Source organism: Mycobacterium talmoniae, from assembly GCF_001854525.1.
In the GTDB taxonomy this organism is placed as follows: domain Bacteria; phylum Actinomycetota; class Actinomycetes; order Mycobacteriales; family Mycobacteriaceae; genus Mycobacterium; species Mycobacterium talmoniae.
Genome location: NZ_MLQM01000143.1, coordinates 1 through 14,115 on the forward strand (window position 1 = coordinate 1; position 14,115 = coordinate 14,115).

At 70.0% G+C, this 14,115-nt stretch carries 11 protein-coding genes, 1 tRNA gene and 2 pseudogenes; 2 read left to right on the top strand and 12 right to left on the bottom strand.

The window, feature by feature from the left end:
- Positions 1-314 precede the first annotated feature (314 nt).
- Positions 315-387 (top strand) — tRNA-Arg (locus BKN37_RS20610).
- A 209-nt stretch (positions 388-596) separates the two neighbouring features.
- On the opposite strand, the gene BKN37_RS20615 is transcribed toward BKN37_RS20610, so the two are convergent.
- From BKN37_RS20615 to BKN37_RS20660, 10 genes are all read right to left on the bottom strand, one after another.
- Positions 597-905 carry a type II toxin-antitoxin system PemK/MazF family toxin gene (locus BKN37_RS20615; protein WP_071028823.1) on the bottom strand — a complete coding sequence of 103 codons (309 nt, stop codon included), beginning with the start codon at positions 903-905 and terminating at the stop codon, positions 597-599.
- Positions 892-1,143, bottom strand: a complete 252-nt coding sequence (locus tag BKN37_RS20620) for a ribbon-helix-helix protein, CopG family (RefSeq protein ID WP_071028824.1) — start codon at positions 1,141-1,143, stop codon at positions 892-894. Before BKN37_RS20620 ends, BKN37_RS20615 begins: the two co-directional genes overlap by 14 nt.
- Before the next feature lie 167 nt (positions 1,144-1,310).
- The gene (locus BKN37_RS20625) at positions 1,311-1,727 is read right to left on the bottom strand and encodes a hypothetical protein (RefSeq protein WP_071028825.1); all 417 of its coding nucleotides are present in this window, start codon (positions 1,725-1,727) and stop codon (positions 1,311-1,313) included.
- Positions 1,728-1,737: 10 nt separating this feature from the next.
- On the bottom strand, positions 1,738-3,318 hold the full coding sequence (locus tag BKN37_RS20630; protein WP_071028826.1) for an ABC-F family ATP-binding cassette domain-containing protein: 1,581 nt from the start codon (positions 3,316-3,318) through the stop codon (positions 1,738-1,740).
- A 182-nt stretch (positions 3,319-3,500) separates the two neighbouring features.
- Positions 3,501-5,297, bottom strand: coding sequence for a glycoside hydrolase family 3 protein (locus BKN37_RS20635; RefSeq protein ID WP_071028827.1), 1,797 nt, complete (start codon positions 5,295-5,297; stop codon positions 3,501-3,503).
- A 167-nt stretch (positions 5,298-5,464) separates the two neighbouring features.
- Positions 5,465-5,905, bottom strand: coding sequence for a type II toxin-antitoxin system Rv0910 family toxin (locus BKN37_RS20640; RefSeq protein WP_071028828.1), 441 nt, complete (start codon positions 5,903-5,905; stop codon positions 5,465-5,467).
- A gap of 3 nt (positions 5,906-5,908) precedes the next feature.
- Positions 5,909-6,097: an antitoxin gene (locus BKN37_RS20645; RefSeq protein WP_071028833.1), complete on the bottom strand. Its 189-nt coding sequence runs from the start codon at positions 6,095-6,097 to the stop codon at positions 5,909-5,911.
- Positions 6,098-6,144: 47 nt separating this feature from the next.
- Complete coding sequence (locus BKN37_RS20650; RefSeq protein WP_083341929.1) at positions 6,145-8,529, bottom strand: cation-translocating P-type ATPase; 2,385 nt, start codon at positions 8,527-8,529, stop codon at positions 6,145-6,147.
- Positions 8,526-9,644 (bottom strand): MBL fold metallo-hydrolase, encoded by a 1,119-nt coding sequence (locus BKN37_RS20655; RefSeq protein WP_095407157.1) that lies wholly within the window; start codon positions 9,642-9,644, stop codon positions 8,526-8,528. The genes BKN37_RS20650 and BKN37_RS20655 overlap by 4 nt, the downstream gene beginning before the upstream one ends.
- A 5-nt stretch (positions 9,645-9,649) precedes the next feature.
- Complete coding sequence (locus BKN37_RS20660) at positions 9,650-10,381, bottom strand: enoyl-CoA hydratase (protein ID WP_071028830.1); 732 nt, start codon at positions 10,379-10,381, stop codon at positions 9,650-9,652.
- Between the two features lie 25 nt (positions 10,382-10,406).
- On the opposite strand from BKN37_RS20660, the pseudogene BKN37_RS20665 reads away from it, so the two are divergent.
- A pseudogene (locus tag BKN37_RS20665) lies at positions 10,407-11,879 on the top strand (carboxyl transferase domain-containing protein).
- Between the two features lie 86 nt (positions 11,880-11,965).
- Here the strand turns inward: BKN37_RS20665 and BKN37_RS20670 are convergent.
- On the bottom strand, positions 11,966-13,774 hold the full coding sequence (locus BKN37_RS20670) for an ABC transporter ATP-binding protein (RefSeq protein ID WP_071028831.1): 1,809 nt from the start codon (positions 13,772-13,774) through the stop codon (positions 11,966-11,968).
- Positions 13,771-14,115: pseudogene (locus BKN37_RS20675) on the bottom strand (ABC transporter ATP-binding protein); the annotation flags it as partial. The pseudogene BKN37_RS20675 and the gene BKN37_RS20670, both read right to left, overlap by 4 nt.

A 14,115-nucleotide genomic window follows, 5' to 3' on the forward strand; every position in this document is an offset into this window, starting at 1 on the left:
CCGCACCCTCTACGGAGGACGCATGACCGCACACACCGCCACCCGACAACACAGCGTCATGATCGGTTTCGCCCTGGGCCGCAACGCAATCGCCGCCTACCTCCACCAACGACAACACCAACCCGCCACGGCCTGAACACCCCCCAAGGGACCCGTCTGCCCTCCGCCCAACCTCATGCGCCTCACACGGCACGGCAAGCGCACAGCTATCACCAGCACCGCCCCAGAAACCTGTCGACATGCCCGTTCGACCGCACGCCGCCGGCCGGCGGCGATCCACTAGAGTTTTCAACACCTATCTCGACAGGTCCCCCGCCCTCGTAGCTCAGGGGATAGAGCACGGCTCTCCTAAAGCCGGTGTCGCAGGTTCGAATCCTGCCGGGGGCACAGTTAATAGTTCCTGGTCAAAGGCAATTTTCACGGTTAGACTCCGTGCGCGGCGCGGGCGACCGCGTCAGTTGACTTCCAGGTGATGGTGTCAACGCTGAGGCGATTTGTTCGCCTAGGGTGAAGCTGGCTTCACGTTCGGCAGCCCAGCGTGAGCCTACCTTCACCCTGGGTGGGTCATGCCGCCGCTACGTCACGGAATCAGCCAGTCAGCACCCGGTGCTCGCCCGGAGTACGCGGCAGGCCTGATACATACGTGTGGAGGACAACCGAATAATCCTCCGGCGGAACGCCGTGCGCGGCAGCGTATGGATGTTGTCGAAGTTCACGACGCAGTCGCTTGGCACCCCGTCCTCGGCTGTGGTCAGTTCCAACTCGGAGGCCAGCCCGCGGCGGGTGCGGGTCAATGCCGCCACCACGACAGCGCCGATCCTCTCGGCAACGGGATCGCGCGTGAGAATGAGCACCGGCCGGTCACCGCCAGGAGTCGCGGCGAACCACAGTTCACCGCGTCGCATCGGCCCAGTCAGCCCAATCCTCGGCCGGGCCCCAATCGGCGATCTGGGCGAACGCACTTTCCTCGGCCGTCAGCGGTTCCCGGGCGTACGCTTCCACCTCCTGAGCGGCCGCAAGCTCCGTCAAGTGTCGTCGCAACGCATCGCGAAGAAGTTCGGAGCGCTCGATACCCAGACGCCGCGCCCAATGCTCGGCCTCGGCCAGGTCCGCGTCGTCCGCGCGGAAACTGATCATTGTCATACAGCGATTCTAGTCTGTATGACAGGGCGTGAACGGTATGTCGCCCGCAAGGTTTACCCCTCACCGGCCGGGGCAATACGCCGCAACAGGTGGGTGTGTTTGTCGACGGATGCGCCTGCCAGGTCTCGTTGGTTCAGACCACGAGCCGACGAGGCCGCCCGGCCCCGCTAGCGCACCGTGATCGACGCCAACGCCCAGATCGAGCAGACAAACGCGCCGACCGCACTGGCCGCACCCAGGTACAGCCCGTAGCCGGCGCTCAGCGGCGCCACCACGTTGAGGTGGTAGTACCAGATGGTCAGCGCCGCGACCAGCAGTGAAATGGCCAGGGCGGTAACCGAAGCCAGCCGCGCCGATAACCCGCGCCCGATCATCGCGCCCGCCACCAGCAGGGCGGAGGCCAGCAACACGATCAGCTGGCCTGCCCCGAATCGCGGTGGCAGCGTCACGGCGCCCACGCTGCCGCCGATCGCGTTGGCGTGGCCGCCGCCGCCCATGGTGGTGGTCAGCCACGGCAGCCAGGTGCTCACCGACAGGATCGCGGCGAACAGCGCAACCAGCCAACCGGCGTGCAGGCGAGTCATAGCTGCGAGGTTAGCCGTTCTCGGTGAGTTCACCGCGGCGCGCCATGGTCAGCGTCTTGGATATCTCGAGCCGGCTCAGCAGCTCCTCGTCGTGGCTGACCACGAGGAACGCCCCGCGGTAGCTGCGCAGCGCGTCGACCAGTTGGTCCACGCTGGACCGGTCGAGGTTGTTGGTGGGTTCATCGAGCAGCAACAGCTGCGGCGGCGGATCGGCGAGCAGCAGCCGCGCCAACGCCACCCGGAATCGTTCACCGCCGGACAGCGTGCCGACCGGACGGCCCACGGCATCACCGCGCAGCAGGAACCGGGCGAGTTGGGCGCGGATCGCCTGCGGCGCCGCGGCGGGCGCGGCCGCCCGCACGGTGTCGAGTACCGACATCGCGTCATCGAGCCCGTCCAGCCGCTGCGGCAGGTAGCCCACCCGGTCGGTCAGCAGCCGCCCGGCGGTGCCCGCCTGCAGCGCGGTGAGCAGCGAGGTTTTGCCGACCCCGTTGGGGCCGGTGACCGCGATCCGCTCCGGCCCCTGCACGACGATCGGCCCCCGCGCTCCGGGCAGCTCGGCGAGCCGCCGGCTGGCCGGGACCTGCGGGTCGGGCAGCTCGACCCGGATGTGGTCGTCGGTGCGGACCCGGGCCGAGGCGGCCTCCAGCTCGGCCTGGGCGGCACGCACCCGCTCGTCCAGGTTCGCGCGCACCTTGCCCGCCGAAACCTGGGCGTTGCTGGCGTTTTGGTTCATCACAATTTTTGCGGCGCGCTTGTTCTGCGCGGCGATCCGCCCGGCCCGGCGGCGCCGGGCCAGCTTGGTCTCGGCGTCCAGGCGCTGACGTTTCTCGACCTTGACCGCCTGCTCGGCGGCGCGGGCGGTCTGCGCGGCGGCCGCCTGCTCTCGGTCCAGGTGTGCTTGCCACGCGCTGTAGGGGCCCGCGACCACGGTCAGCCGGCCCTCGTGCAGCTCGGCGGTCTGGTCCATCGCCTCCAGCAGTGCGGTGTCGTGGCTGACCACGATCAGTGCGCCCGGCCAGGACCCGACCAGCCGGGTCAGCGTGGCGCGAGCGTCCCGGTCCAGGTTGTTGGTCGGCTCGTCGAGCAGGGTGATCGCCGCGCGCTGCAGCCACACCCCGGTCAGCGCCACCAGCATCGCCTCCCCGCCGGACAACTCACCGACCCGCCGGTCCAGGGAGGCGACGCCAAACCCGATCTCCCGCAACGCCGCGTCGGCTCGGGCCTCGATATCCCAGTGCTCACCCAGCACGTCGAAGTGCCGGTCGGTGGCGTCGCCGTTTTCGATGGCACGCAGCGCGGCGAGCCGTTCGCCGATGCCGAGCAGGTCGGCGACCGGCGCGTCGACGTCGAGGGTGAGGGTCTGCGGCAGGTAGGCAACCTCCCCGGAGGTGACGAGGTGGCCGCTGGTGGGTGCCAACTGGCCGGCGAGAAGCCGCAGCAGGGTGGATTTACCGGCGCCGTTGGCCCCGATCAGGCCGGTGCGACCGGCGCCGAAGGTGCCGCTGATCCCGGACAGCGCGGTGCCGCCGTCGGGCCAGCGGTAACCGACGTCGGTCAGGGTGACGACGGGCGTGACGGGATTGGCCATGGGGTCTCCGGAGGGTTCAGCGGATGCGCTGATGGCCGGGACCGAACTAGGAGTGTGCTAGGGCGATGCGTCGGCGATCAGCGCGCGGACAACGGCGCGCAACCGGCGATGCCTGTCATCAAACCTCCTCGGACAACAACGCCGACCACGCTAGCGGCGGTGCGGCGTCACGCACAACCGATTTATGTCCCGGCCTGAATTCCTCGGTAGCGCAGGCCGTGCCCGAACCGAAACAGCGGGTCAGCGGTGTCGAACGCGACGTCGGTGCGGCTGGCGGCGACCGCGGCGTCCGACGACGGCAGGTCGAACGGCAACGCGCCCTGCGGACCCGACGCCCCGAAAAGGACGTTGAGCAACGCGGTTTCGCTGACCCCGAAGTTGGCGACGATCGCCGCCGCCGGCACCAGCGGGGTCAGCACGGCGGGCCGGTCCAGGGTGATGTCGAGGACAGTCGGCACCGTGGCGCACACCTCGAGCACCCGCTGCACATCGGCCGCACCGAACTCCAGTGAGCCATGGTGAAAGAACTGCGCGATGCCGCCGTCGGCGGGTTCGTACGGCGCTTTGAGCCGCAGCACCGCCACGTCGGCCGCCGCGGCGGTGTCGACCGGGGTGGCGTAGTCGGCCAGCGCCTCCCCGGCGAGCCCGGGCGCATAAACCTTGATGCCGCGGGTCAACGGCAGCACCGGTTTTCCGTCCACGGCGGTGTTGGTCAGCAGCGTCAGGGCATCCTGTTGGGCTTGGAGCCCGGCCGCGGCGAAGTCGGGCCGGCCGACGGTGAGCGCCGCGTGGTCTTCGTCGACAAACGGCCGGTCGAACAGCCCGAGGGTGAACTTCATCCGCAGCAGTCGCCGCGCCGACTGGTCGATGCGGGCCTCGGTGATGCGACCGGCCCGCACCAGGCCGGCCAGGATCTCGGTGCATTCTTCGCCGCCGAACTGGTCCACCCCGGCGTCGATGGCCCGCAGCACCCGTTCTTCGCGGCTGAGGTGTTCGACACCCCACGCCCGCGCGCTGCTGAGGTCACCGAGCTCGGCGCGGTCGGTGATCAGCCCCCAGTCCGTGCACACCACTCCGTCGAACCCCAGTTGGTCGCGCAGCAGCCCGGTGATCACCGACTTGTTGAAGCCGAAACCCACCTCGTCCCAGGCGGTTCCGACCGGCATGCCGTAGTACGGCATCACCTCGGCGGCGCCGGCGGCCAACGCGGCCCGAAACGGCCGCAGATGGTAGTCGGCGTTGTCACCCGGGTAAACCTGTTCGCGTCCCCACGGGAAATGCGGGTCGAGGCCGTCTTTTTGGGGTCCCCCGCCGGGGAAGTGTTTGATCATCGCCGCCACCGAATCGGCGCCCAGCGCCTCGCCCTGCAGCCCGCGCAGATAGCCCACGGCCAGCCGGGAGGTGAGGTCGGCGTCTTCGCCGAAGGTGCTGCTGATGCGCGACCAGCGCGGTTCGGTGGTCACGTCGATCTGCGGGTGCAGCGCCACCCGGAGTCCCACCGCCAGATACTCCTGCCGGACGATGTCGGCGAACTGGCGCACCCGCTCCGGCGAGCCGATCGCCGCCAGCCCCAGCGTTTCTGGCCACTGCGAGAACGCGCCGGCCACCATCTGCGCCACCGGGTTGTCGGTGAAGTGGTGGCGCGGGTCGGTGGACAGGGTCACCGGGATCGGGTGGGGTGCGCGCTGCAGCGCCATGCGCTGGACACCGTTGCACCACTGGGCGAATTCTCGCCCGTCGGCGGCCGCCCCGATCACGTTGAAGTGGGTCAAGCCCTTGCCCAGCAGGGTCGACAGCGCCGGGATGGGCAGCGTCGGGCCGAGCTGGCCGACGTCACCGAGCACGGCCATGGTGTGGAACATCAACGCGACCTTGGCGTCGAGCGTCAGCCGCGACAGCAGGTCCTCGGTGCGCTGCTCAATCGACAGCGCCGCATCCTGGTACGGGAACCGCGTTTCCGCCGGGCCGGTGTCGCTCATCGGGCTCCTCAACGCCGAGTGGGTAGGCTATTGGCGGTATATCGACCACAACCTACACACTCGGCGGGCGGCGGTCAGTCCGGCAACCTGCCGCGAAATTGAACTCACGCAGAGAAATCGCGAGTGCGGACCTGCGTGGTTTCAATGTCGACAGGAAGAAAGCGGCCTCAGGCCGCGGGGGCGAACACCGAGACGAACTTGCGCAGCGATTCGTTGATGTCGCTCTTCAGCGCGGCGGCCACCAGCATGCCGATCGGCCCGAACAGCGCCGGGCCGCCCAGGTGCACGTCGAAGCTGACCACCGAGCCGTCGTCCTTGGGCTTGACCTTGGCCATCAGCTTGACCTTCACCCCGCCCTTGCCGTCGCCGTTGAGCGTCATGGCTTCCGGCGGCTTGTAGTGCACGATCGTCCACTTGATCCGGTTGAGCATGCCCTTGACCTCGACGATCGACTCAATGACGGTGCCCTTTTCCAGGGTGTCGGGCAGTGTGCTGCGCCACACCCGGTGGATCGTCAGCCAGTCCTTGTAGCGCGACAGGTCCGACGCATACGCCCAGGCCTCGTGCGGCGGCAGCGGGACATCGATGGATCCGGAGAGTTTCGCCATAGGTTAGTTCTGCGGGTCTTTCGGGTCGGTCTTGTTGACGGCCTTCTTGGCCGCATCCTGCACCTTGTCGACGGTGTCCTTGTATTTGCCCTGCGTCTTGTCGTCGACGATGTCGCCGGCCTTGTCGATGGCCTGGCCGACCTTATCGGCGTTCTGCGACAACAGGCCTTTCACCTTGTCCAGGAATCCCATCATTCAATCCTTTCGGTGCGGAGCCCATACTCCTGCGTCAGCAGATCCTACCTGCGCCACATCTGTCGGGTTTCGCCCAGAACCGCCCCCTCGATCCACCACAGCACCTCGATCGCGGCGGCGCCGAGCGCGCCGATGCCCAGCGCGGTCGCCGTCACCGCCAGGTTCGACGGGTCGAGCAGGAACTTTTCCCGCGCCAGCGGGATGGAGAAGATCACCACATAGGCCAGCGCCGACACCACCACCAGCAGCACCCGCCACCACTCATACGGCCGCGCCGCCACGGCCAGCACCCAGACCGCCGACACCAACAAGGTGATCAACGCCGCCGTCGACGCCTGCAGCTGCTGGGCGGCGGTGGCCTCGCGGCCCTGATAGGCCACCAGATACGAGACGAAGGTGGCGATCCCGACCACCAGCCCGGACGGCAGTGCGGCGGTCATCACCCGCCGCACGAAGCCGGAATGCGCGCGCTCGTTGTTGGGCGCCAGTGACAAGATGAACGACGGGATGCCGATGGTGAACCAGGCGGCGATGGTGACGTGGATCGGCTGGAACGGATACAGCAGCGGGTCGGCCCCAAACCATTTGGAGCCCAGCCCGGCGATCCCCACCAGCAGCGCCAGCAGCACCGAGTACACCGTCTTGGTCAGGAACAGATTCGAGACCCGCTCAATGTTGCCGATCACCCGGCGGCCCTCGCCGACGACATAGGGCAAGGTGGCGAACTTGTTGTCCAGTAACACGATCTGCGCGACCGCCCGCGCCGCCGAGCTGCCCGCGCCCATCGCCACCCCGATATCGGCGTCTTTGAGCGCCAGCACGTCGTTGACGCCGTCGCCGGTCATCGCCACGGTGTGTCCCCGCGACTGCAGGGCGTGCACCATGGCCCGCTTCTGGTCCGGGCGCACCCGCCCGAAGGTGGTGCATTCGGCGACCACGTCGGCCAGCTCGGCCGGTTCGGTGGGCAGCTGCCGCGCATCCATCGTCTCGCCGTGCAACCCCAGTTTGTCGGCGACCGCGCCCACCGAGACCGCGTTATCCCCGGAGATCACCTTGACCGACACCTGCTGGGCGGCAAAGTAGTCCAGGGTGGCGCCGGCATCGGGCCGCACCTTCTGCTCGAGCACCACCAGCGCGACCGGCGTCACCGCGCCCGGTGCGTCGGGGTGGTCGACCGGCACATCACTAGCGGCGAGCAACAGCACCCGCAGCCCCTGGGCGCCGAGGTGCTCGGCGCGGGCGGCGGCCGCCGACGCCGGGTCGAGCAGCACGTCGGGCGCACCGATCACCCAGTTACCGTGCTCACGAAAGGAGACTCCGCTCCATTTGGTGGCCGACTTGAACGGCGCGGTCGCGGTCACCGCCCAGCCCGGCGGGTGCGGGTAGGCCGCGCCGATGGCCGCCATGCTGGCGTTGGGCCGGGCATCGGCGGCGGCCAGCCCGGCCAGCACCTGCGCGACACCGTCGGTGGGGTGGCCGAGCTCGGCGACCCCGGAGACCTGCATCCCGTTCTCGGTGAGGGTGCCGGTCTTGTCGGCGCACACCACGTCGACGCGGGCCAGCCCCTCGATGGCGGGCAGTTCCTGCACCAGGCAGCGCCGCTGCCCCAGCCGGACCACCCCGACCGCGAACGCGATCGACGTCATCAGCACCAAACCCTCGGGCACCATCGGCACCAGCGCGCCCACCATCGCCAACACCGAATCCCGCCAGCCCACATGGGTGGTGAACAACTGGGTGTAGATGGTCAACAATCCGGCCGGCACCAGCAGGTAGGTGATGAACTGCAGGATCTTGTTAATGCCGGTGCGCAGTTCGGATTTCACCAGGGTGAACTTGCTGGCCTCTTCGGCGAGTTGGGCGGCGTAGGCCGCCCGCCCCACCTTGGTGGCGCGGTAGGCCCCGGTGCCGGCGACCACGAAACTGCCCGACATCACCGGGTCCCCGGCGTTTTTGGTGATCGGGTCGGCTTCCCCGGTCAGCAGCGACTCGTCGACCTCCAGCCCGGATTCCTCGACCACGTCGCCGTCGACGACGATCTGGTCGCCGGGACCCAATTCGATGATGTCGTCGAGCACCACCTCGCCGGGCGCCAACGCCCGGGTCCCGGATTGCCGGCGCACCACCGGTTTTGCCTGCCCGACGATGGCCAGCTTGTCCAGGGTCTGTTTGGCCCGGATCTCCTGGATCATCCCGATGACGCTGTTGGCGATGATCAGCAGGCCGAACAGCCCGTTGATCAGCGAGCCGGTGGACAGCACGATGAGCAGCAGCACCCCCAGGATGGCGTTGATCCGGGTGAACACGTTGGCCCGGATGATCTCCGGCACACTGCGGGCGGCACGGCTGGGGACGTCGTTGGTTTTGCCGTCGGCGACCCGCTGGGCGACGTCGGCGTCGGTGAGCCCGGCGGCCAGTGTCGCGGTCAGAGCTGCCACCAGGGATGCAGCCCGTCGGGTTGCGCTGGATCCACCCGCCCGCCCGGTTTGGGCACCGCCACCTGCACGCCGGCGGTCTCGGCGGCGGCCAGCAGCCGCTGGATCGGCTCATCCCAGGGGTGCGGCGCCAGCCGAAACGTGCACCAGTGGATCGGCACCAACACGGCGGGCTTCGACCCGGTGACGTCGCGGTGGGCCTGCACCGCCTCCTCGGGATTCATGTGGATGTCCGGCCAGGCCGCGTTGTAGGCGCCGACCGGCATCAGGGTCAGGTCGAACGGCCCGTGGGCCGCACCGATCTCGGCGAAACTCGTGGTGTAGCCGGTGTCCCCGGCGAAATACACCCGGTGCGTCGGGCCGAGCACCGCCCACGACGCCCACAGCGTGAGGTTGCGGGTCAAAAACCGCCCGGAGAAATGCCGGGCCGGGGTGCAGACCAGGGTGAGTTCGTCGACCTGGCCGCGTTCGTGCCAATCCAGTTCGACGATGCGCTGCTCGGGCACCCCCCAGTCACGCAGGTGCGCACCGACCCCGAGCGGCACGAAGAACGGCGCCCGCTGGGTGCGCACCAGCGCGCTCACCGTGTCGATGTCGAGGTGGTCGTAGTGGTCGTGGCTGATGACGATCGCGTCGACGGCGGGCAGCGCCTCCAGCGGCAGCGGCGGCGGATGCAGCCGTTCGGGGCCGACCAGGTCCGACGGGGAACAGCGGTCACTCCAGACCGGGTCGGTGAGCACCCGGTAGCCGTCGATCTCGACCAGCGCCGTCGCGTGGCCCAACCAGGTGACCGCCAGCCCGCCGGCGGGCTGGCGGCCGTCGCCCGGTGTGGCCAGCGGGATCGGGGCGGCGGGCCGGCTGGCGGCGCGCCCGCCGATCAGCTCCCGCAGGATCAGGCGTTGCTGTTCGCGGTCCAGGTTGATCATCGACGCGGGGTCGGTGTTGACGAACACCCCGTCGCGGTAGTTCGGTGACCGCTCGGCCACCGCGCGGATCGCGGCCGGGGCGGCGCCCAGCGCCGCCGGGGCGCCGTGCAGGGCACGAAGCGCCCAGCCTCCGGCGGCCAGCGTGGCCGTCCCCGCAGCCAACCGCAGCGCCCCGCGCAGCATCTCGATCAGGCCCCCTGAAATTTCGGTTGTCGTTTTTCGACGCGGGCGACCTGCGCCTCGATCACGTCCTGGCTGCCCCACGCCTTGTCGAACAGCTCCTTGTGCACCGGCCACTGCTCCTCGTAGGCGCCGTCGTCGTTGAGGACCCGCTTGGCGTGCTGCAACGCCAGCGGCGCCAACCCGGCGACCTCCTGCGCCCAGGCCTGGGCGTCGGCCAGCGTGCCGATCCGGTTGGCCATCCCGGTCTGCAGCGCGACGTCGGCGCCCAGCCGCTCGGCGGTCAACAGCATCGCCCGGGCCCGGCCGTGGCCGACCAGCGACGTCAGCCGGCGGATGCTCCAGTTGTCCAACGCCAACCCGTATTTGGCGACCGGGAACTGGAAGAACGCCTCGGGGGCCACCACCCGCAGGTCGCAGATCATGGCCAGTTGCAGGCCGGCGCCGATCGCCGGGCCGTTGACCGCGGCGATCACCGGCATCGGGAACGCGTCGATGGTCTTGTGCAGCGCGATCAGCTTGTCGGGGTAGTCGGCGGCGAACGCGTCGCCGGACAGGTCGGCGCCGGCGCAGAACACGGTGCCCTGCCCGGTCAGCACGATGGCCCGCAGGTCCTCGGCGGTGGCCTTCTCCACGGCCTCGCGCAGACCATCGACCAATTCCGAGTTCAGCGCGTTGCGGCGCTCGGGACGCTGCAGCTCCAGGGTCAAGACGTTGCCGTCGCGGGTCACACCGATCATTGGCTCAGCTTATTAGGGTTGTCCCGTGGACCGGATCGGGGCCGTCGAGCTGCGCGACGCGGTGTTGGACGCCGGATCGTTCCTCAGCTGGGACACCACCCCGCTGGCGGTGTCCACCGACCCGGACTACACCGCGGAGCTGGCCCGGGTGCGGGCGGCCACCGGACGCGACGAGGCGGTGCTGACCGGCGAGGGCCGGGTGCGCGGCCGGCGGGTGGCGGTGATCGCCTGCGAGTTCGACTTCCTGGCCGGGTCGATCGGGGTGGCCGCCGCCGAACGGATCACCGCCGCCGTCGAGCGCGCCACCGCGCAGCGGCTGCCGCTGCTGGCGTCGCCGTGTTCGGGCGGCACCCGGATGCAGGAGGGCACGGTGGCGTTCCTGCAGATGGTCAAGATCGCCGCCGCGGTCGAGCTGCATAAGCGGGCCCACCTGCCCTACCTGGTGTATCTGCGCCATCCCAGCACCGGCGGGGTGTTCGCGTCGTGGGGGTCGCTGGGCCATGTCACCATCGCCCAACCGGGCGCCCTGGTGGGGTTCCTGGGGCCGCGGGTGTATGAGCAGCTCTACGGCGAACCGTTCCCGCCGGGCATCCAGACCGCGGAGAACCTGCAACGCCACGGGGTGATCGACGGGGTGGTGCCGCTCAAGTGGCTGCGCCGCACCGTGGTGCGGGCGCTGAAGGTGCTCCTGGACGAGCCGGGCGCCGCTCCCCCGCCGCCGCCCCGGCACGAACCGGTACCCGACGTACCGGCCTGGGAGTCGGTGGCGGCCTCGCGCCGCCCGGACCGGCCCGGGGTCGGGCGGCTGCTGCGCCACGGCGCCACCTAGCAGGTGTTGCTGTCCGGCACCGGGGTGGGCGAGGCGGCGACGACGCTGCTGGCGTTGGCCCGGTTCCGCGGCCAGCCGGCGGTGGTGCTGGGCCAGCAGAAAATCGGTGGCCTGGTCGGGCCGGCGGCGCTGCGGGAAGCCCGCCGCGGGATGGCGCTGGCCGCGGGATTACGGCTGCCGCTGATACCGATCATCGATACGCCCGGCCCGGCGCTGTCCGCGGAGGCCGAGCAGGGCGGGCTGGCCGGGCAGATCGCGGCGTGCTTGGCCGAGCTGGTGACGCTGCCGGTGCCGACGGTGTCGGTGCTGCTGGGGCAGGGCAGCGGCGGCCCGGCGCTGGCCATGGTGCCCGCCGATCGGGTGCTGGCCGCGCTGCACGGCTGGCTGGCGCCGCTGCCGCCGGAGGGCGCCAGCGCGATCGTGTTCCGCGACACCGAGCACGCCCCGGAGTTGGCGGTGGCTCAGGGTATCCGCTCCGCGGACCTGTTGGCGTCCGGGATCGTCGACGCGATCGTGCCCGAGCATCCGGATGCCGCCGAGGAGCCGATCGACTTCGCCAAACGCTTGTCGCGGGCGATTGCCGCCGAGTTGCACGCGCTGCGCGGCCGACCCGACGAGGCACGCTTGGCCGCGCGGCTGGCCCGCTACCGGCGCATCGGGCTGGGTTGAACCGTTGAGATTGCGCGGAGGGGTCGTGCCCGCGGGGGCAAAACCACAGCCCTGACCGCAATCTCAACGGCGCGGCTCAGCGCGGCTCAGGCCAGTGAGCGCGTCCACGCCTGTTGCAGCGCCGCGTACCGACCGCCGGGGCGCGCGATCAGCTCCGCCGGCGGGCCGTCCTCGACGATGCGGCCGCGCTCAAGCACCAGCACCCGGTCGGCCCCCTGCACCGTGGAGAGCCGGTGGGCGATCACCACCGCCGTCCGATCCGCCAGCACGGTGCGCAGCGCGCGTTGCACCTGACGTTCGCTGGGGATGTCCAGCGACGAGGTCGCCTCATCGAGGATCAGCACCGCCGGGTCGGCCAGGAACGCGCGGGCGAAGGCGACCAGCTGCCGCTGCCCGGCCGAGAGCCGGCCACCGCGGGAGGCGACGTCGGTGTGATAGCCCTCGGGCAACGCGGCGATGAACTCCGCGGCGCCGACCGCCTCGGCGGCGTGCCGCAGCTGCGCGTCGGTGGCGTCGGGCCGGCCGAATCGGATGTTGTCGGCGACGGTGCCGGCGAACATGAAGTTCTCCTGGGTCACCATCACCACGTGTCGGCGCAGCTCGGCCTGGGCGACGTCGCGCAGGTCGACGCCGTCCAGCGTCACCGCTCCCGCGGTCGGGTCATAGAAGCGGGCGATCAGCGCGGCCAGGGTGGTCTTGCCGGCGCCGGTGGTGCCCACCAGCGCGACGGTCTGGCCCGCCGGGATCCGCAGCGTCAGGTCGGGCAGCACCGGTCGATCCGGCACGTAGCCGAACTGCACGTCGCGCAGCGCGACCTCACCGCCGGCGCTGGGCAGCGGCACCGCGGTTGCCGGATCGGTGACTGCGGGGCGCTGCGCGAGCACCCCGGCCAGCTTCTCCAACGCCGAGGACGCGGACTGGAAGGTGTTGAAAAACTGGGTGATTTCCTGCATCGGTTCGAAGAACATCCGCAGGTACAGCAGGAACGCGGTGAGGGTACCGATCGTCATGTGGCCGTGCAGCACCCGCCAGCCGCCGTACAGCAGCACCACCCCGGTGGTGAGGTTGCCGATCAGCTTCACCCCCGGCATGAACACCGCCAGCAGGGTGAACGTCTTCTCGTTCACCGCCCGGTACCGGTCGGCGATGTCGTCGAAAATCTGCTGGTTGCGGGGCTCCCGCCGGTAGGCCTGCACGGCTTTGATCCCGGTCATGGTTTCGACGAACTGCACGATCACCAGCGCGGCGGCGTCGCGCACCTCGCGGTAGGTTTTGGCCGACTCGGCACGAAACCATGCGGTCAGCGCGACCAGGATCGGGAAGGCCACCAGGCACATCAGTCCCAGCCGCCAGTCCAGCGTCACCAGCAGCACCGCGGTGCCGGCCAGGGTGAGCACGGCGGTCACCAGGTCCTCGAACCCGGTTTCCAGCATGACCTGGATGGCTTCCACGTCGTTGGTCAGCCGGCTCACCACCCGCCCCGAGGTGTAGCGGTGATGAAACGCCACGTCGAGTCGTTGGAAGTGCCGAAAAACCCGCCGGCGCAGCTCCAGCAGCACCCGCTGGCCGACGCGTCCGGACCGGTTGAGGAAATACATCCGGGTCAGCGCCTGCACGGCCACCACCACGCACAGCACCGCGACCACCCGCAGCAGCTCCCGCGACGATCCGCCGGCCAGCAGCGGCGGAATGCCGCGGTCGATGCCGCGCTGAACCAGCAGCGGAACCGCCAGCCGCGCAGCGTTTTCCGCCACCACCACCAGCGCCAACACCCCCACCGTCCACCGGTACGGTGCCAGCAACGAGCCCAGCAGGGCGCGCGCCGCGCGGGGCGGTGGCTCCTCGAGGGTCGGTTCGGGGGTGGCGGCGAGTCGGCCGCGCCAGGCGGTGGTCATCGGCGTTTCTCCTCCGGCATCGCCAGGGCCGCGGTGGCGCAGGCGGTGTCGGTGGCGTACTGCTGGGTGTGGGTGCGGTCCAGGCGGTTGAACTCGTCGTCGTCCCGCCACGTCGGTTCCCGTTCCCGGCCGTCGTCGAGTTCGTCGTCGGCGGCCAGCAGATACCGGTATTCGTCGACGGCGGCCAGCAATTCGGTGTGGGTGCCGAGGTGGGTGATGGTGCCGTTTTGCAGCAGCGCCACCCGGTCGGCCAGCAGCACCGTCGAGGCGCGGCGGGCGACGACGATCGCGGTGACGTCGCGCAGCGCCCGCCGCCGCGCGTCGGTGTCCACCGCCTCGGT

Bases quoted from the DNA above. Each gene is read 5' to 3' on its own strand.
- BKN37_RS20615 (WP_071028823.1), bottom strand. From the start codon at position 905: ATGCGACGCGGTGAACTGTGGTTCGCCGCGACTCCTGGCGGTGACCGG.
- BKN37_RS20620 (WP_071028824.1), bottom strand. From the start codon at position 1,143: ATGACAATGATCAGTTTCCGCGCGGACGACGCGGACCTGGCCGAGGCC.
- BKN37_RS20625 (WP_071028825.1), bottom strand. From the start codon at position 1,727: ATGACTCGCCTGCACGCCGGTTGGCTGGTTGCGCTGTTCGCCGCGATC.
- BKN37_RS20630 (WP_071028826.1), bottom strand. From the start codon at position 3,318: ATGGCCAATCCCGTCACGCCCGTCGTCACCCTGACCGACGTCGGTTAC.
- BKN37_RS20635 (WP_071028827.1), bottom strand. From the start codon at position 5,297: ATGAGCGACACCGGCCCGGCGGAAACGCGGTTCCCGTACCAGGATGCG.
- BKN37_RS20640 (WP_071028828.1), bottom strand. From the start codon at position 5,905: ATGGCGAAACTCTCCGGATCCATCGATGTCCCGCTGCCGCCGCACGAG.
- BKN37_RS20645 (WP_071028833.1), bottom strand. From the start codon at position 6,097: ATGGGATTCCTGGACAAGGTGAAAGGCCTGTTGTCGCAGAACGCCGAT.
- BKN37_RS20655 (WP_095407157.1), bottom strand. From the start codon at position 9,644: ATGCTGCGCGGGGCGCTGCGGTTGGCTGCGGGGACGGCCACGCTGGCC.
- BKN37_RS20660 (WP_071028830.1), bottom strand. From the start codon at position 10,381: ATGATCGGTGTGACCCGCGACGGCAACGTCTTGACCCTGGAGCTGCAG.
- BKN37_RS20670 (WP_071028831.1), bottom strand. From the start codon at position 13,774: ATGACCACCGCCTGGCGCGGCCGACTCGCCGCCACCCCCGAACCGACC.